This is a genomic window from [Flexibacter] sp. ATCC 35208, assembly GCF_001975825.1.
Classification (GTDB): Bacteria; Bacteroidota; Bacteroidia; order Chitinophagales; family Chitinophagaceae; genus Chitinophaga.
This window is the reverse complement of record NZ_MTKN01000036.1, coordinates 23,861-41,721: the sequence shown is the minus strand read 5'-3', so window position 1 is coordinate 41,721 and position 17,861 is coordinate 23,861. Positions and strand designations below refer to the sequence as shown.

At 46.3% G+C, this 17,861-nt stretch carries 13 protein-coding genes; 7 read left to right on the top strand and 6 right to left on the bottom strand.

What is annotated here, in order from left to right; all coding sequences use genetic code 11:
• Positions 1-16: 16 nt before the first annotated feature.
• Both BW716_RS21295 and BW716_RS21290 read right to left on the bottom strand, forming a co-directional pair.
• Positions 17-4,354, bottom strand: a complete 4,338-nt coding sequence (locus BW716_RS21295; protein WP_083725764.1) for a CusA/CzcA family heavy metal efflux RND transporter — start codon at positions 4,352-4,354, stop codon at positions 17-19.
• A gap of 73 nt (positions 4,355-4,427) precedes the next feature.
• Positions 4,428-4,808 carry a hypothetical protein gene (locus BW716_RS21290; RefSeq protein ID WP_143708949.1) on the bottom strand — a complete coding sequence of 127 codons (381 nt, stop codon included), beginning with the start codon at positions 4,806-4,808 and terminating at the stop codon, positions 4,428-4,430.
• A gap of 52 nt (positions 4,809-4,860) precedes the next feature.
• On the opposite strand from BW716_RS21290, the gene BW716_RS21285 reads away from it, so the two are divergent.
• Positions 4,861-5,433: a helix-turn-helix domain-containing protein gene (locus tag BW716_RS21285; RefSeq protein ID WP_083725761.1), complete on the top strand. Its 573-nt coding sequence runs from the start codon at positions 4,861-4,863 to the stop codon at positions 5,431-5,433.
• Here BW716_RS21285 and BW716_RS21280 read toward each other — a convergent pair.
• Entirely contained in the window at positions 5,404-6,684 is a 1,281-nt protein-coding gene (locus tag BW716_RS21280) for a DUF5690 family protein (RefSeq protein WP_083725759.1), read from the bottom strand. The two genes, BW716_RS21285 and BW716_RS21280, sit on opposite strands and share 30 nt — an antisense overlap.
• Positions 6,685-6,954: 270 nt before the next feature.
• Between BW716_RS21280 and BW716_RS21275 the strand changes: the two genes are divergently transcribed.
• The 6 genes from BW716_RS21275 to BW716_RS21250 all read left to right on the top strand — a co-directional run bounded on the left by BW716_RS21275 (position 6,955) and on the right by BW716_RS21250 (position 14,651).
• Positions 6,955-8,214 (top strand): aspartate aminotransferase family protein, encoded by a 1,260-nt coding sequence (locus BW716_RS21275; protein ID WP_083725757.1) that lies wholly within the window; start codon positions 6,955-6,957, stop codon positions 8,212-8,214.
• Positions 8,211-9,110, top strand: a complete 900-nt coding sequence (locus BW716_RS21270; protein WP_083725745.1) for an alkaline phosphatase family protein — start codon at positions 8,211-8,213, stop codon at positions 9,108-9,110. The genes BW716_RS21275 and BW716_RS21270 overlap by 4 nt, the downstream gene beginning before the upstream one ends.
• Before the next feature lie 4 nt (positions 9,111-9,114).
• Positions 9,115-10,356 (top strand): phosphonoacetate hydrolase, encoded by a 1,242-nt coding sequence (phnA, locus tag BW716_RS21265; RefSeq protein WP_083725743.1) that lies wholly within the window; start codon positions 9,115-9,117, stop codon positions 10,354-10,356.
• Positions 10,325-11,770 carry an aldehyde dehydrogenase family protein gene (locus tag BW716_RS21260; RefSeq protein WP_235643924.1) on the top strand — a complete coding sequence of 482 codons (1,446 nt, stop codon included), beginning with the start codon at positions 10,325-10,327 and terminating at the stop codon, positions 11,768-11,770. Before phnA ends, BW716_RS21260 begins: the two co-directional genes overlap by 32 nt.
• Before the next feature lie 10 nt (positions 11,771-11,780).
• Positions 11,781-12,926, top strand: a complete 1,146-nt coding sequence (locus BW716_RS21255; protein WP_083725739.1) for a TIGR03364 family FAD-dependent oxidoreductase — start codon at positions 11,781-11,783, stop codon at positions 12,924-12,926.
• A 96-nt stretch (positions 12,927-13,022) separates the two neighbouring features.
• Positions 13,023-14,651 carry a murein L,D-transpeptidase gene (locus BW716_RS21250; protein WP_083725737.1) on the top strand — a complete coding sequence of 543 codons (1,629 nt, stop codon included), beginning with the start codon at positions 13,023-13,025 and terminating at the stop codon, positions 14,649-14,651.
• A gap of 168 nt (positions 14,652-14,819) precedes the next feature.
• On the opposite strand, the gene BW716_RS21245 is transcribed toward BW716_RS21250, so the two are convergent.
• From BW716_RS21245 to BW716_RS21235, 3 genes are all read right to left on the bottom strand, one after another.
• Positions 14,820-15,578, bottom strand: a complete 759-nt coding sequence (locus tag BW716_RS21245) for a murein L,D-transpeptidase catalytic domain family protein (protein ID WP_083725735.1) — start codon at positions 15,576-15,578, stop codon at positions 14,820-14,822.
• Between the two features lie 305 nt (positions 15,579-15,883).
• Complete coding sequence (locus BW716_RS21240; RefSeq protein WP_083725733.1) at positions 15,884-16,933, bottom strand: agmatine/peptidylarginine deiminase; 1,050 nt, start codon at positions 16,931-16,933, stop codon at positions 15,884-15,886.
• Positions 16,933-17,808, bottom strand: a complete 876-nt coding sequence (locus BW716_RS21235; RefSeq protein ID WP_083725732.1) for a carbon-nitrogen hydrolase — start codon at positions 17,806-17,808, stop codon at positions 16,933-16,935. The genes BW716_RS21240 and BW716_RS21235 overlap by 1 nt, the downstream gene beginning before the upstream one ends.
• Positions 17,809-17,861 lie beyond the last annotated feature (53 nt).

Here is a 17,861-nt window from a genome sequence, read left to right as displayed (position 1 = left end):
TGAGTATTTAAATAAGTTAGTTAATTCCGCTGATTTTCTCGATGTCAAAAGCGGCATCGTTTGTTTCTATGATCAGATTATAATAGTTGCTCCGTGTTTCGATGGCCTGATTGATCAGGATCGTCCATTCGAGGTAACTGCTTTCGCCACTATACAATCGTTTGTTGGCACCTTCGATCAGGATACCGGCATTGGGCAATTGGATAGAAATATATGATGCTAACAGCTCCTGGTATCGGTAATAGCTGGTCAATGCCCGGTTCAGTTCCTGATCCAGCTGCTGTTTATTAGCCGCCATTTCCTGCTGCTGCTGTTGAATGAGGATATTACCTGCTTTTATACGCGCACGCTGTGCACCACCGAAGATAGGAATGCCTACACCTGCACTGACTGCGGAGAAGCGCGTGCCGCCACCGTAATACCTGTCAGTTCCTGTTACATTCTGGTAGCCGATAATGCTGCTATTTGCATAACCTATATTAATAGAAGGCAGCATTCTGCTCTTTTCCAGTTTGTATTCGGCACTGGTCGCATCCAGGTGTCGTTGTTGCAATTGCAGGATAGGGGAGTTGTTCAGACTATTGCTGTCCGGCAGTGCTGCCGGGTGGTATACCAGGGTATCACTCGCTGGAACCACAGGCGTGCTGCTGTTTAGCAACACACCAAACAACTGTAATGCGGCATTATAGTCTGTTTGCAGGATGGCCAGTTGCGAGGCGATCTGTAAGCGCTGGTTTTCTGCCGTCGCTTTTTCCAGTGCATCGGTATCACCGGTTTTGAGTCGCAAGGTCGCTTTGGCTACAAAGGCTGCATAGATGCTATCCGCGTTTTGAAGCAGTCGTTGTTTTTCCTGTAATACCAGCAGGAGGTAGAAGGTAGATTTCACCTTTGCCTTCAGCTCATTCTCTGAGTTACGGGTACTGGCCTGACTGATTTGCCATTGTGCAATACCCAGATCACGCTGGCGCTTGTAGACAGTAGGAAAATCAATCCCCTGAGAGATGGTGAACCTGTTATCATTCGCCATACTGTTGATATGTCCATATTCCGCACCAATTTGTGTCTTCTCAGGATTGAAACTGCTCTTGCGCAACATGGCATAATAATCTTCCCCAGATTTCGCTGCTTTGATATGCAGGTTATTTTTTACCGCCAGATCCAGTGATTCCTGCAAGCCCACCTTTTGTTGCGCATTCATAGCTGTTCCAACCAACAAAAGTATGCCCACAGCAACCCCTTTTTTATAAAAGCGGAATCCTTTTTCAAAAAGGATGTATAATACGGGTAATACAAAAAGCGTCAACATCGTAGATATGATCAAACCACCGATCACCACGGTGGCCAGTGGTTTCTGTACTTCTGCACCAGCACCTGCACTGACCGCCATTGGAATAAAGCCCAGTGATGGAACCAATGCCGTCATCAATACCGCACGCAGTTTGGACTTGGTTGCATGGATCACAATGCGGCGTACATCATGCCAGCCTTCACTCTTCAACCTGTTAAATTCATTCACCAGCAGGATACCATTCAATACTGCCACGCCAAAGAGCGCAATAAAACCTACGCCGGCAGAGATACTAAACGGCATGTCACGTATCCATAAAGCGAAGATGCCCCCGATAGCAGACAATGGGATCGCTGTATAAATGAGCAAACCCTGTTTCACAGACTGGAAAGCGAAATATAATAACAGGAAGATCAGCAATAACGCGATCGGCACTACGATAGATAAACGCTGTTTGGCATTTGTCAGGTTATCGAAAGCGCCGCCGTATACAATAGAGTATCCCAAAGGCAATTTCACCTCCACAGCTACCTTCTGTTGCAGCTCCTGTACAATGGTCTGTACATCACGACCATTTACGTTGAAACCGACAATTATACGACGGCGGGTATTTTCACGCTGAATCTGGTTCGGTCCTTCGATCTCTTTAATTTCAGCCACCTGATATAGTGGTATTTGCATACCATTGGCAGCAGGCACCAGCAGGTTTTCTACATCAGAGATGTTCTGTCTCGCTTCACCAGCTAACCGGACTACCATGTCAAATCGCTTCTCGCCCTCATAAACCACACCCGCACGCTGACCTGCAAAGGCCGTATTCACCACCCTGTTAATGTCGCTAACATTAAGGCCATAGCGGGCCATGGCATCGCGGTTGTAATTGATCACGATCTGTGGCATACCGGTTACGCTCTCAACATAAAGATTCACCGCGCCTTTCACGGTGTGGATGACCTCTCCCAGTTTGTTCGCATAGAATGCGAGTGAGTCAAGATCTTCACCAAAGATCTTACACACCACATCCTGACGGGCACCTGTCATCAATTCATTGAAACGCATCTGTACAGGAAACTGAAAACCAACACTGAGACCCGGTACCACAGAGAGCGCTTCTGTCATTTTCTGAGACAATTCCGGGAAGGTCTTTGCAGAGGTCCATGCCTTTTTATCTTTCAGGATCACCATCATATCCGCAGCTTCCAGCGGCATCGGGTCTGTAGGAATTTCCGCACTACCTATTTTCGTCACGACCTTTTCTACTTCGGGGAATTCTTTCAATAAGATACCAGAGGCCTGCTGCGTGGCTTTGATAGTCGTTTTCAGGTTACTACCTGTAAGCAGGCGGGTTTCTACGGCAAAGTCACCTTCTTCCAGTTGTGGGATAAACTCACCCCCCATTTGTCCGAGTATGATCACTGCTGCTGCCATCAATACCACGCAACCTGCAATAATAGTCTTTGGGAAGTTCATTACACGTCCCAACAACGGTTGATAGAACCGTTCCAGGCGTACCATCATTTTATCGGCCATTGAGGCCTTATGAGAAAGCTTTTTATTCAGACACAGGGCGCTCATCATCGGTACATATGTGATGGAAAGCAGGAATGCTCCCAATATGGCAAATGCCACGGTAAATGCCATTGGTTTAAACATCTTACCTTCAATTCCCTGCAAAGACAGGATCGGAATATATACAATGAGGATGATGATCTGACTGAATACTGCGGAGCGGATCATCGTTCCCGTGCTTTTATTCACCTCCGTATCCATCTGCTCCTGTGTAATCTTCGACAACTTAGAATGCGAGAACCGATGCAAAATTGCTTCCACTACGATCACGGTACCGTCTACGATCAGACCAAAATCAATCGCACCAAGGCTCATCAGGTTACCGCCTACACCAAACTTGTTCATCAGGATAATGGCGAACAACATGGAGAGGGGAATTACGGAAGATACTATCAGCCCCGCCCTGATATTACCCAAAAAGAACACCAGCACGAATACCACAATGAGTGCACCTTCCATCAGGTTGTGCTCAACAGTCTGAATAGCATTGTTCACCATTTTGGTACGATCCAGGAAAGGCTCTATGACCACGCCCTCCGGCAATGCTTTTTGTATTTCTGCTACCTTTTCTTTCACTCTTTTGATCACCGCAGAGGAGTTTTCGCCTTTCAGCATCATCACGACCGCACCGGCGACCTCGCCTTCTTTATTAAAACACATAGCGCCATAGCGGGTGGCAGCGCCAAGGTGTACTTCTGCCACATCACGGATAAGCAGGGGTACACCGTTGGTGAGATTCTTTACAACAATCTTTTCAATATCTGCAAGACTACCTGTCAGCCCTTCGCTTCGGATATAAAGTACGGTAGGACCTTTTTCAATATAAGCACCACCGGTATTCTCGTTATTCTTTTCCAGTGCGTTAAATACATCGGCGATGCTAATGCCGTAAGCTTTGAGTTGTTCTGGCCGTACGGCGATCTCGTATTGCTTCAGTTCACCCCCAAAACTACTTACGTCTGCCACACCGGGTGTACCGAGCAGGAGACGGCGCACCGTCCAGTCCTGCAGGGTACGAAGGTCCATAGGGGTGTATTTACCTTCATAACCCTTTTTGGGCCTTACTACGTACTGGTAGATCTCACCAAGCCCGGTAGTCACAGGTGCCATTTCAGGCTTTCCGATGCCATCAGGAATAGCATCCTGTACCTGTGCCAGTCGCTCGGCGATCTGTTGGCGAGCCCAATAAATGTCGGTTCCATCGTCGAAAACGACAGTAACGAGCGACAGCCCAAAGCGGGAAAAGCTTCTGAGTTGTTTCAGACCCGGTATATTACTACAGGATTGTTCAATCGGGAAGGTAATGAGTCGCTCTACATCCGGGGCTCCGAGAGCAGGAGATACAGTAAGTACCTGCACCTGGTTATCCGTAATATCGGGAACTGCATCGATGGGTAAACGGGTGACTTCAAAAGTGCCCCAGCCGATAAGGGCTATTACAAATAGCCCAATGATCAGCTTATTCTTTACAGAAAAGCTAATTATTTTATTTAGCATAATATATCAGATTCGATCAAATAGAAATTTCAGGAAGGGTGCCTTCCTTAGCTAAGAAATATGTAAGAAGAGGTTATGCACGTGGAGGACGGAAAAGGGCACTGGTAGCAGGATTAGGAAGACGATCGTCGTCCAGCTCCGGATATTTTATAGTGATATTGGTTACCGCCTGTACTTTGAGATTTGTAATTTTGGCAAATGGTATGAATACCTGATGAACGGTTGTGGTACTTACTTTTTTGAAGGGTAACTGGTTGTCGCGTTCCTGGTCACCGTCATTGACATCCTCACCCAAATAGTGCATGGAAAGAAACTCCACCACGCTCAGATTTCCATCTTGTGCGCGATGCTCAATATAGTGCATCACCAGTACCGGTAGCTTCATGAGCTGATCAAAGGAGAGGGTATGCAGCGTAAAGAGACCCATTAATATGTATAGGCGTAATTTTCCCACGACAGAGCAAAGATAAAAATTCTATCTTTACTCCGAAGCCTTATCTTATATTATGCAGGAAGATATACTGATACAAATCGGAAACAAGATTAAAGAGATTCGTAAAGCTAAAGGGATCACTGTGCAGGAGCTGGCCAGCAAGGCCGAAGTGAGCAAGGGTCTTATTTCACAGATCGAGAATAACCGTACTATTCCTTCTCTGCTGGTATTGATGAATATTATTACTTCGCTGGACCTGGACCTGAATGAATTTTTCAAGGGCATCGAGCAACAGGCGACCGCATCGCATGTGATTGTTAAGCGGAGCGAAGACTACTATGAATTCGAAAAAGAAAAGACAAAAGGGTTTAAATATAAGCGCATTATGACGTGCAACCTGAAGAACTTCCCGGTAGATATTGTGATGCTGGAACTGAAGCCAGGCGCGAAAAGAACCAATATGGTGAAGACGGAGGCCTATGAATATAAATATATTGTACAGGGCACTGTCGAGTACCTGATCAACAATGAGAAACATACCTTATATGCTGGTGATTCCATCTTTTTTGATGGCAGACAGGGGCATCGCCCAGCCAATATCGGGGAGGATACTGCCTTAATCCTGGTAGCTTATTTCTTTATTTAACAAGAGTTTTTTAAAAAACAACATTCCCGTAATCAAGAGCACCCCTCCACCTATCGTCATGATGCAACTAAACTGGGCCATTGTATCTGACCACTTCACTGTTTTAGCAAAGAATTCTTTATAGAAGAGTATTCCTACACTGCCGAGATAGCCAAGGGCGTCGCAGAGGTATACAAAATAGCCGGCATTGGCACGGATGTGAAACAGCGCAATCATCCTTTCAAAAAGAGCGACCTGAACGGGCACATATGCTAAGAATAGTCCTATGCCCAACCATAACATCCAGTTAAATCCAGAGATGAGGTGTACATGATATAATAAAGTACTAATACCTCCCATACCAATACCAGCAATGATTACACCCATAGTTACATGAAAAGCTTTTTCATTATTCTTTATTAAACTGAGTGCGCCAACCGCAACCAGCACAAAAATGCTGCAGAGTACTTCGGTTTGGGCAAGGACAGCTTTGTTCCAGTGTGCGTCAAGTTCATTCCAGATCTCTACAGAGAAGTTATCCCTGAAATCGCGCATGGTAGCAAGCATACAGTAGACGATCATAATACAGGCAATACCCGGCCCATATTGGCGAAGCACATTTGTTTTGTCTGCCTGCGTCATGGGTGGTCGTTCTGCCCGTAGTGCTTTATCTGCTTCGGAAGGAGCAGGAATGACAGAAAGCATCCACACAAAAAAGCAGAAGAAAGGAAATGCGATGGCGCCAATAGTAAATGGAAGCCAGAATTCAGAGATACCTGGAAAGAGACTATGGACTTCCAGGTAGGTAGTTTTTAAAATACCGCTTGCCGCGATAATACTGATGCTGAGACCAATAGATAGGACTTCAGTGTATTTACGCCCTTCAAGAAAACTGAAAACTACGCCCCAGATCATACCCAATGGGAGACCGTTAAAAAACAGGAAAATGAAATTATAGGGATAAGGTACCAGACCAAAAAATAACAGCGCAATAGCTGAAAACCCGACCAACCCGATAATGAGTTTTACCCTCGCTGCCGGCCGCAGTTCAGAAATGACTTTGATACCTATGAATTTGGAAGTCATATAACCCAGTACCTGAGAAATGATCAGGATGGATTTGTACCCCATCCCAAATAGTGTGTATTCGGAATATAGACCTGTAGACATCGGTTTACGAAAAGCATACATACAAAAGTAAGTGCCAAAAGAAGCGATCAGGCACCAGATGGTAAACCAGGGGCCGGAAGCATTTTTAAGTAAACGATGCATTAGTGAGAAAGTTTAATATTTGTAAATATATTTTACAAAAGTTGCGATTAGGTTAAGCCAACATTAATTAAAAATTAAGTCTTTTATACCTGTTAGCCTACAACCGCAGGCAAAACGCCCTCCACGACGAATTTTCGGGTTTTGCCGCAGCCGAAATCCGAAAATTCTCAATTGTTTAGTATTAGTAAATTAAACCACATCCCTTATTTTTACTATTACTTAACAATTTGTTAAGCCCAACTAAACTATTTCTTTTAGATATTTGCCAATATGCAACCGCAATTTTCATCAAAAGAAGGGGATATAAACCTATCCGAAAGTCGCCAACAATGGTTGACCCGGCACACAGACGCCGCCACAACTGCATTACTGGCTGCAGATGCAAAAGTATTCCTGCACCAATCACTCTCTACCCCCTGCATGGACGTACTATCCGGCGCAGCCGGTATATACATCATCAACCACCAGGGCAAAAAATACATGGACTTCCATGGTAACAGCGTCCACCAACTCGGTTACCAGAATAAATACATCACGGACAGGGTGAAAGCGCAGATGGATACCCTCGCTTTTTCTCCCAGAAGGTTTACCAACCAACCAGCTATCCGGCTGGCGGAAAGACTGACTACAGGAGAACTAAGCAGGGTATTATTTGCGCCGGGTGGCACCTCTGCCATCGGAATGGCATTGAAACTCGCCCGCGTGGTTACAGGAAAATACAAGACCATCTCTATGTACGATTCCTTCCACGGCGCCTCCATGGATAGCATCTCCGTAGGTGGGGAATACCAGTTTCACCAGGATATCGGCCCCCTCTTACCCGGTAATATCCATGTTCCACCACCAGATACACAACGTGGCATCTGGAAAGATGAAATGGCTTATGTAGACTACATAGAATATGTCATCGAAAAAGAAGGCGATATTGGCGCATTGGTAGCCGAAACCATTCGCAGCACAGACGTCATCATTCCATCTACTCAATACTGGAAAAGACTGAGAGAGATATGTACCCGCCATGGTGTGCTGCTGATACTGGATGAAATCCCTATCTGCATGGGTCGTACCGGCACCCTCTACGCCTGGCAGCAATACGACATCGTACCAGACATTGTTGTATTAGGCAAAGGATTGGGCGCCGGACTGGTGCCTATGGCTGCTATGCTCTGTAAAGAAGAATTTAATAAAGCGGCACATATATCATTGGGGCATTATACCCATGAAAAGAACCCATTAGGTGCTGCCGCCGCTCTGGCTGCACTGGACTACATGGAAGAATATAAGGTATTAGATCACGTAATGGAAATGGAAGCACATATCCGTTCCCGCTTGAAAAGTTATTCTACACGAGGCAAAGGAATGCTCTGGGCAATAGAAGCGGACAATGCAGAGCAGGCATTGTACCGCTGCCTGGAGCAGGGACTGAGTTTCAAAGTATCCAGCGGCAGTGTATTATCGCTATACCCGCCCCTGATTACGACCAAAGAAGAAATGGACCATGCACTGGACATCATAATCAACGCTATATGAAAAAACTTTTGACAGGTTGTATCTTATTATTACCAGCCTTCCTGAAAGCACAGGAGAAACTGCCTAAAGGTATCGAACACGTCATCATCATCGGGGTAGACGGCATGAGCCCTGATGGGATCAAACAGGCAAAAACACCTGTGATGCATAACCTCATCGCCCACGGCGCCGTAAAGTGGAATGTGAGGACTGTACTACCCAGCAGCAGTAGTCCCAACTGGGCAAGCATGATCATGGGTGCAGGCCCGGAACAACATGGCATCACGGACAATGACTGGCAACGCGACAAACATTCCCTGCCACCGGTAGTAGCTAATGAAGAAGGTATCTTCCCTACAATTTTTGGCGTACTTCACCAGCAATATCCCAAAGCCAATATCGGCGCGGTATACCACTGGGATGATTTTGGCCGCCTGTTCGAAAAGAAAGCCGTCAATCATGACCGCCATTTCAATACAGAAGACTCCACCGCTATTGATTTTATTCAATATATACGTGCAGAGAAACCGCTCTTTGCCTTTGTGCACTTCGATCACGTAGACCATGCAGGTCATGAATATGGCCATGGTTCACCATTATACTACCAGGCAGTCGCCAAAACCGATTCACTCATTGGCCGCATCATGGAAAGCATCCCACCAAACTCACTGGTGATCATCACTGCAGACCATGGTGGTAAAGGCAAAAGTCATGGCGGCGCCACACCTGAAGAAGCAGAAATTGCCATGATCTTTTCAGGCAAAGATGTAAAACCCGGTTATGTGATCACACAGCCTGTATATACATATGACCTGGCTGCCACCATTGCATTTGCCCTGCATGCCAGACAACCTTATGCCTGGATAGGCCGCCCTGTAAAGAGCGCCTTTGAAGGATTTTCCGAACCACAAAACTAATCACATGTCTATATCCACCTTATCCTTTACTGCGAACGGCATTACTTACCAACCACCAGCTGCACCTATTGTTGTGATCTGCCTGGATGGTTCTGCCGATGAATACCTGGACATTTCACTCGCTTTTGATCGCATGCCTCACCTGAAGAAGATGATTCAACAAGGCTACAGGGGAATGGTCAGAGGTGCATTACCCTCTTTTACAAACGTGAATAATTCTTCTATCGTAACAGGGGTTCCACCTGCAGTACACGGTATTAGTGGCAACTTTTTCTATGATGCGGCAATGGACCAGGAAGTGATGATGAATTCCGCCTCTTACTTACGTGCAGAAACCCTGCTGGCAGCAGCAGCAAATGCAGGTAGAAAAGTGGCGGTGGTCACGGCGAAAGAAAAGTTGCGGGATATATTATCTCATAATATGAAAGGCATTGCGTTTTCTGCAGAGAAGGCAGCAGCAGCTACTATAGCCACACACGGCATTGATGATGTAGAACAATTGACAGGTCAACCCACTCCCGCCATTTACAGTGCAGATGCCAGCCTGTTCGTCTTACGGGCTGGCAATGCTTTGCTGCGTGCCGGCAGAGCCGATTTCCTGTACCTGTCACTGACAGATTTTATGCAGCACACCTATGCGCCGGAAGCACCTGAGTCTTTATATTTCTATGCTGCCATCGATCATGAACTGGGTCAGTTGCTGGAAGCAGGTGCCATCGTAGGCGCTACCGCAGATCATGGTATGAATGCAAAACAATTACCTGATGGCAGTCCGAATGTAATCTATGTGGAAACCCTGCTGGATGAACAATTCGGCAAAGGCAGCCGCGTCATTTGCCCGATCACCGATCCCTATGTAAAACATCACGGCGCATTGGGCTCTTATGTAGTCGTGCATTTAAAAGATGCTTCCCAGACAGACGAAATAGGCCGCTGGTTACTGGCACAACCGGGTATTACAGAAGTGTATGACCGTGCTACCGCGGTACGCCTGCTGGAACAACCAGCCGATCGTATCGGTGACCTGGTGGTATTGTCCGCACGCAATGTTGTGCTGGGCCGTACACCTGCACACCATGACCTGAGTGCGCTGGATAGCGGACTTCGTTCACATGGTGGTCGTTATGAAGAAATGGTGCCACTGCTCATTTCTCACCCGCTGAATACAACCTATATGCGAAAAGCGGCAGGTGATGCCCGCAACTTTGATGTATTTGATTTTACAATTAATGGAACCGGTAAATAAACTATCCCTGCATTGCTATGCAGCGGGCAAAATAATACAGGGCACAGATCAGCTCACGATCCGTAGCCCTTACGATAACAGGGTGATTGGTACCCTCTCCACGGTAAAAGAAGCCGATACCCTGCACGCTATCGAAACGGCCTTACAGCCAAAAGCGATTATGAGCCATTTTGAGCGCTATCAGGTATTAAATCAGGCACAGATACTATTAAGCGCCAGAAGAACCGAATTTGCGGCTTTAATTAGCGCAGAATCGGGGCTCTGTATCCGTGAGGCGATGTATGAAACCGGGAGAGCGATCGATGTGCTCACGTTTGCCGCTATTGCCGCCCTGCAGGAACCCGGTCAGGTCTTATCCTGCGATGTCTCTCCACAGGGCAAAGCGAGAAAGATTTACACCGTACAGGAACCCCTGCCACTGGCGGTCGCGATCACCCCCTTTAACCATCCCCTGAACCAGGTGGCACATAAAGTAGCACCGGCATTAGCAGCCGGCACCCCTGTGATCCTGAAGCCCTCTGAAAAAACGCCGCTGACTGCCGTACGCTTTGTGGAATTACTATACGAAGCCGGATTACCGCCACATATGCTCAGCGTATTGCTGGGACCCACCAATGAGGTAGCAGGTATGCTGGTAAGCGATCCAAGGGTAGCTGTCGTCTCTTTCACAGGTAGTGTAGCTGTGGGTAAGCGCATTGCACAAACAGCCGGCTACAAAAAAGTGATCCTTGAACTGGGTGGCAATGATCCGCTGATCATACTCGACGACGCTGATCTTGATCTGGCAGCCACCCTGGCCGCTGAAGGCGCATTCCGCAATTCGGGGCAACGCTGCACCGCCGTGAAGCGTATATTGGTGCAGGAAAATATCCATGACGAATTTGTGTCGCGATTTATCAAAAAGGCCCAAACTTACGTCTGTGGTGATCCTGCCGATCCCGATACAATTGTAGGTACAGTGATCGATGAAGGCTCCGCTATTCACCTCGCACAGCTGATTGAAAAAGCAGTAACTCAGGGTGCAAATTTGGTACAAGGTGGCACCCGCAATGGCGCCCTATTGCAACCTGCGATCCTGACACAGGTATCACGGAATGCTGAAATGGTGGTACAGGAAGCATTTGGTCCGCTCGCACCGATAATGGCGGTAGCAAACCTCGAAGACGCCGTGAACGTAGCCAATAGCACTGCTTACGGCTTATCCTCAGGTGTTGTGACAAACAACCTGCAACACGCCATGTACGCCATCAAACATATCAAAGCCGGTACCGTTAATATAAACGAAGTACCGGGTTATCGTATAGAACATTCTCCTTTCGGAGGTATTAAAGACTCAGGACTGGGTATCAAAGAAGGTGTCACTGAAGCCATGAAGACATTCAGTTTCACCAAGACTTACTCCCTTCCATGGTAATATTATTCTTATGCAACAATTTGATTTGATCATAACCGGCGGCGGTATCCTCGGTACCTTCCACGCCTTTCACGCTTTACAAAAGGGATTGAAAGTGTTATTGCTGGAAAAAGACAGCTATCCCGTCGGCGCTACCGTACGCAACTTCGGACAGGTAGTTCCTTCCGGTCTGGCAGATAAATGGTTTAATTATGGCCTGACAGGTCTGGCACTCTACAAATCTATCCAGCAGAAAGGGGATATCTCTGTAAGACAAAACGGAAGTGTCTACATCGCATCTGATGACGATGAGCAATTACTGATTCACGAGCTGAAAACCCATTATGACAACATAGGTTATAATGCACTGTTGCTGCCAGCAAAAGAAATAAACGAACGTTACCCTGCTATCAAACGGGAATATGCAAAAGAAGCACTCTTCTTTCCTGAAGAGATCAGTGTGGAACCGGATAAGATGATTCATCGCCTGCACGCATACATGCAAGAATCATTCAATAATTTCCACATCTCCTATTACACCCCCGTTACAGCGATAGAAGAAACACAAAGTCAGATAAAAGTCAATAATCAGTTCCTGGCCAATAAAGTCATCATCTGCTGTGGCCATGAAGGTAAACTGCTATTCCCCGACATCTTCACCAACAGCGGTCAGGTAGTAAGCAAACTCCAGATGCTGCGCACCATCCCCATGCCAGAACTACAGCTGAATGGCAATGTTCTTACTGGCCTTACCATCCGCAGGTACGAAAGTTTCGCTGCCAATTGTCCTTCTTTCAACCACGTTCAAACCCCACAGCATTATGAAGAACTAAAGAAGTGGGGCATTCATATTCTCTTCAAACAGGCTACAGACAATAGCATCATCATTGGCGACAGTCATGAATATGCACCCGTCAGCCAATCCGACGATTTAGGCTTCCATACCAATCACTATATCAATGAACTGATCTTAGAAGAAGCTTCACATATCATTAATATAAAGAACAAACAAATCGCTACCTGCTGGAGCGGCTTCTATGCACAGCACAATGAAAAGAACATCTTTGAATATGACATCACTCCGCAAATTCATATCCGTACAGGAATAGGAGGGAAGGGCATGACCGCAGGTGCGGGATATGCGAAGGAAAGTGTGGACCTGCTTTATGGGAATTAATACCCAAACTGCGGAAAATTATTTTCATCAGGGGGCGTTCCGGGGCCATGAATAAAGGCCCCGGACACAGGCACAGGTTTTGCTTCATGCCTGAGTATGAAAAAGGCATTGATATTTTCAGCTTTCGCGATTTCTTTGATCGCAGGTTGCAAATCTGATACGAAAAAGACCACCGGCGGCGATGCCGCACAGCATTATGATATACCTGTCACCCCCAGGAACAACGAAATTACCCCTGCAAACGCGTACAATGGTCTTTTCCTTGAAACCAAAGATGTTGAGAAGTTCATCACTAACCAGAAACTGGATAGTAGCCTCGCTAACAGGTTGCGTAGCTTTTACAACGCACGCAACTTTGAATACGCCTGGTTCGATACCAGTGGTCTGAATGAACAGGCATATGGATTCCGTAGTTTATACGATTACAGTGTAGACACCAGCGAAAACAATAAAGCCCTGGAATATCGCCTCAATGCCCTTATGAACAATGAACCGGATTCAGCTGTCTCTGCTACCGATGCTAATATCGTAAAGACAGAGTTGCAACTGACACAACGCTTTATTAATTACTTCCTCGATGCACATAAAGATGATAAAGATGCCGTGAAAGCCATGGAACACTACGTGCCCATGCAAAAGAACGACATCCTGAAACAGGCAGATGCTGTCATCTCAGGCAAAGGTTATCACGCTACCGATATTCATAATGTATATGGTGATCTGACAAAAGAACTGGAGAAATATACCGACATCGCCAGAAAAGGTAACTGGGATAGCATACCTGTAGAAAAGAAAAAGAAATACAAGAAAGGAGATAACAGCCCTGTCATAGCCGCCATCAAACATCGCTTGCAGGCAACCGGTGAACTGGACGGCAAGGACACGACCGGTGTATACGACGATGCGCTGGAAGCTGCTATCAATAAATTTGAAGGTTCACATGGTCACACGCCAAAAGGAATTATCACGGATACCCTGATACGTGAAATGAATGTACCGGCCATTATCATCGTAGAAAAACTCCTGATCAACATGGAGCGTATGCGTTGGACACCACCAGTACCCGAAGGCAGACTCATCATGGTGAACATACCCGAATTCATGCTCCATGCATGGGATGGCAAGAACAAAGACTTTGACATGGCAGTCGTAGTAGGCAAGGAAGGTAAAGGTACCACCAGCTTCTCCGGCGATCTGAACCAGGTTGTATTCAGTCCTTACTGGAACCTGCCCAGAAGCATTATCAAAGAAGAAGTATTACCTGCCATGGCCAGAAATAAAGGTTACCTGGCCAGCCATCATATGGAAGTGACCGGCGAAAGAAATGGCGTACCAGTGATCAGGCAGGTACCTGGCAAAGAAAATCCATTGGGCAGGGTGAAATTCCTGTTTCCCAACAGCTTCAATATATATTTCCACGATACGAATCAAAAGGAATTATTCAACAAGGATCAGCGCGCATATAGCCATGGCTGTATAAGACTGGCAGATCCTGTAAAAATGGCCAATTACCTGCTGCGTGATCAGCCGGAATGGACATCAGAAAAGATTGATAGTGCAATGAACAGTGGAAAAGAAAAGTACGTCAGAGTGAAGAACCCGGTACCCGTTATGATTTCCTATTATACCACCTGGGTAGGCGCAGACGGTCAGCTGCATATGGTGGAAGACATCTATGACCATGACCGTAAAATAGCTGCGAAACTATTTACTGACGTGCATTAAAAATACCGTACATCCCCCTGGCCCTTTTCATTCCCCTGCGCATCTGCTGTTAACCTCTGATGTGTCTGTTGCGTGATAATGTGTCATTGAGCGCCGAGGCGTGTTGATGAAGAGGGGCCAGGGTGGATGAAAAACGGATCGTCTGTCTTTATTTGAAAATGGATGTTGTTAGGCAATCGTAGTATCGCCAGGCAGTGATTCCAGGATTCTGGAATGTGCCATATAGTATTTATCAGGACTATATAGGAAGAGGCAGGTGCCGTCTTTGATCATTTCAATGATCTTCCTGTGTACCTTTTCAGGGATAGCCGGACAACCTAAGCTGCGACCAATATAACCCTGCAAAGCAGCTAATTTCTCATTTACATATGCTGCGCTATGCATCACGATTCCACGACTCATCGCGTTGTCATTGATACCCTGTTCCTGACCTTCCAGACGCAGGCTATAACCATGCTCGCCTCTGTAGGTATCACCCGTTACATAAAAACCCAGGCTGCTTTTAAAGCTCTCCGGTGAATTGGAGAACGTAGTTGCTACATCCGTACCGGAATTGCGGCCATGAGATACGAGGGTGTTGAACAGCACTTTCCCATTTTTCAGATCAATAACAAACAGTCTTTTCTTACTGGAAGCAAGACTGAAGTCAACGATGGTGATCAGGTCTGTGTTAGCTAATTTGCCTTCTGCTTCCAATTTTTCCATACCCTGTAAAGCATAATTGAAGGCGGTACGGGATAATCCCATTGAATCCAATGCCAGGTTATTGTACAACATCGCCCTGCTGCTCAAAGCAGATTTGTTAATGGCAATAGCGTTGTTGCTTGCTTTATGACCGGTAGAAGGTAGTACTCCAAATGTTGTAACTGCAAAAACTCCGGCGGCAAAGGTGTACTGTGTGATTTTTTTAATAACAGGTTTCTTCATCTAAGGAATTTAGTTAGGTTCTTTTAATAAGGATAATACACTGAAATATTAGGACATGACAAAGGTAGCACTGAAAATGTGAAAGAAATGTGAAGGGATCAATCTGACTGCGAACGGGGCGATTGCGCCAATCAGGGGATCTGCAACGGTGGTGCAGTTCTAAAAGGAATAGCCAGGTTGGGGCCGCTCCTGTTTTTTAACAATTAGATGACATTGGAAGTCAATCACATAGCGGAATTCAGGGATATGTTTGGGCCTAAAAAAAGGCGTTGTTGCGAGGCAACAGCGCCTTTTTGACAAGAATTTTATACCAGAGGTTCCTGCTGACTCAGGCAGTGAAAACTACCCAGTCCCCAGATGATCTCGGTCGAATCGATACCAACTACCTCACGGGTTTTAAAGCAATCCTGGATAATCCGGAGGGCCTTATCATCCTGTGCACAACGATAAGTTGGAACAATAACATGTTTATTGCTGATATAGAAATTAGCATAGGAAGCCGGCAGACGCTGGTCTTCGAACACAACTGCATCTGGCATTGGCAACTCAATTACGTTGAGTTGTTTGCCATTCAACAGGCGCATCTGCTTTAACTGTTGCAGGTTTTGCTGCAGCAGGTCGTAGTTCTCGTCCTGTTTGTTACTTTCTACCACAGTAAGCACGGTATCTTCGTTTACGAAGCGAACAGTATCGTCAATATGACCATCTGTATCATCACCGATAATGCCTTCCGCTACCCACAGTACCTTGTCCACACCATAATAGTCCTGCAAGTAAGTTTCCAGCTGGGCCTGCGTCAGGTGCGGATTCCTGTTTTCATTCAGCAGACAGCAGGTGGAAGTCAATACCGTTCCCTTCCCATTGAATTCTACAGAACCACCTTCCATGACGATGCCAGGGTGGAATACCGGTAATTTATAATGATTAGCGATCAGGGTAGGGATCACATCGTCCTTGTCGAACGGAGGATATTTACCCCCCCAGGCATTATAGCCCCAGTCTACAATCACCTTCTTTTCTGCAGCTGTTGGATTGATCAGGAAAGCTGGACCATGATCACGGCACCAGGCGTCGTTCGTAGGATGCAGGAAGAATTCCACTTTGTCCATTTGAACGCCTGCTTTTTGCAGGTGTGCAGCTGCTGCGGCTTTCATAACATCGTCTGCCACGTTGATGCGCACCAGCTCACTTTCTGCCAGGTATTTTACAAATTGGCTGTAGTAAGGATAGATAGCGTCGATCTTACCTGGCCAGCTAGCTTCTTTATGAGGCCAGCTCAACCATGTAGCCACATGAGGATGGAATTCGGCAGGGAAGAAGTATCCCTGCTGTTTCAGCGTTGGTAGTCCGTTCATTATGCTTCGTCGATAAATCTTTTAGTGATGTTGCCGTAAGAGTCGATTCTTCTGTCGCGCATGAAAGGCCAGTGAGTACGGTATCTGTCAGTTACAGACAGATCCAGTTCTTCCACATGGATCTCTTCTTCTTCGTGCGAAGCCTGATAGATGATGGTACCAAACGGATTGGAGATGAAGGAGCCACCCCAGAATTTCATGCGGCCTTCCTGCTCAAAACCGGTACGGTTCACGCTAACTACGTGGATACCGTTTGCAACAGCGTGGCTACGCTGAATAGTCTGCCATGCATTGTATTGCTCTGTATTGGTTGCTTCGTCCTGAGACGTTGCCCAGCCAATAGCGGTAGGGTAGAACAGTATTTCGGCACCCATGAGCGCGGTGATACGTGCAGCTTCAGGATACCATTGATCCCAGCAGATAAGTACACCGATGGTGGCGAATTTGGTTTTGAAAACTTTATAGCCTAAGTCACCAGGGGTGAAATAGAATTTTTCGTAGTAAGCCGGATCGTCCGGAATATGCATTTTACGGTATTTGCCAAGGTAAGATCCGTCAGCGTCCAGTACAGCAGTCGTGTTGTGATACAGGCCAGCAGCTCTTTTTTCAAAGAGGGAGGCGATGATCACCACGCCCAGTTCACCAGCTACTTTCTGAAGGGCATCTGTAGATGGACCAGGAATAGGCTCCGCGAGAGAGAAGTTGTCGTAATTCTCTTCATCACAAAAATACAGGGAGGTAAACAGCTCCTGTAAACAAACGATCTGTGCACCTTTGGATGCGGCAACTTTTACCTGCTCGATGGCTTTGGCAAGGTTTTCCGCCTTATTGGCCGTACAATTCATTTGCACAAAACCTACTTTGACTTTTGACATTTACCAGTGTTTAAATTTGAAAAAGAAGCGGCAAATTTACTGAATTTTAAGGA

Coding starts and splice junctions, on each gene's coding strand:
- phnA (WP_083725743.1), top strand. CDS start 9,115: ATGTCTATATCCACCTTATCCTTTACTGCGAACGGCATTACTTACCAA.
- BW716_RS21270 (WP_083725745.1), top strand. CDS start 8,211: ATGAAAAAACTTTTGACAGGTTGTATCTTATTATTACCAGCCTTCCTG.
- BW716_RS21285 (WP_083725761.1), top strand. CDS start 4,861: ATGCAGGAAGATATACTGATACAAATCGGAAACAAGATTAAAGAGATT.
- BW716_RS21240 (WP_083725733.1), bottom strand. CDS start 16,933: ATGAACGGACTACCAACGCTGAAACAGCAGGGATACTTCTTCCCTGCC.
- BW716_RS21235 (WP_083725732.1), bottom strand. CDS start 17,808: ATGTCAAAAGTCAAAGTAGGTTTTGTGCAAATGAATTGTACGGCCAAT.
- BW716_RS21295 (WP_083725764.1), bottom strand. CDS start 4,354: ATGCTAAATAAAATAATTAGCTTTTCTGTAAAGAATAAGCTGATCATT.
- BW716_RS21245 (WP_083725735.1), bottom strand. CDS start 15,578: ATGAAGAAACCTGTTATTAAAAAAATCACACAGTACACCTTTGCCGCC.
- BW716_RS21275 (WP_083725757.1), top strand. CDS start 6,955: ATGCAACCGCAATTTTCATCAAAAGAAGGGGATATAAACCTATCCGAA.
- BW716_RS21255 (WP_083725739.1), top strand. CDS start 11,781: ATGCAACAATTTGATTTGATCATAACCGGCGGCGGTATCCTCGGTACC.
- BW716_RS21280 (WP_083725759.1), bottom strand. CDS start 6,684: ATGCATCGTTTACTTAAAAATGCTTCCGGCCCCTGGTTTACCATCTGG.
- BW716_RS21250 (WP_083725737.1), top strand. CDS start 13,023: ATGAAAAAGGCATTGATATTTTCAGCTTTCGCGATTTCTTTGATCGCA.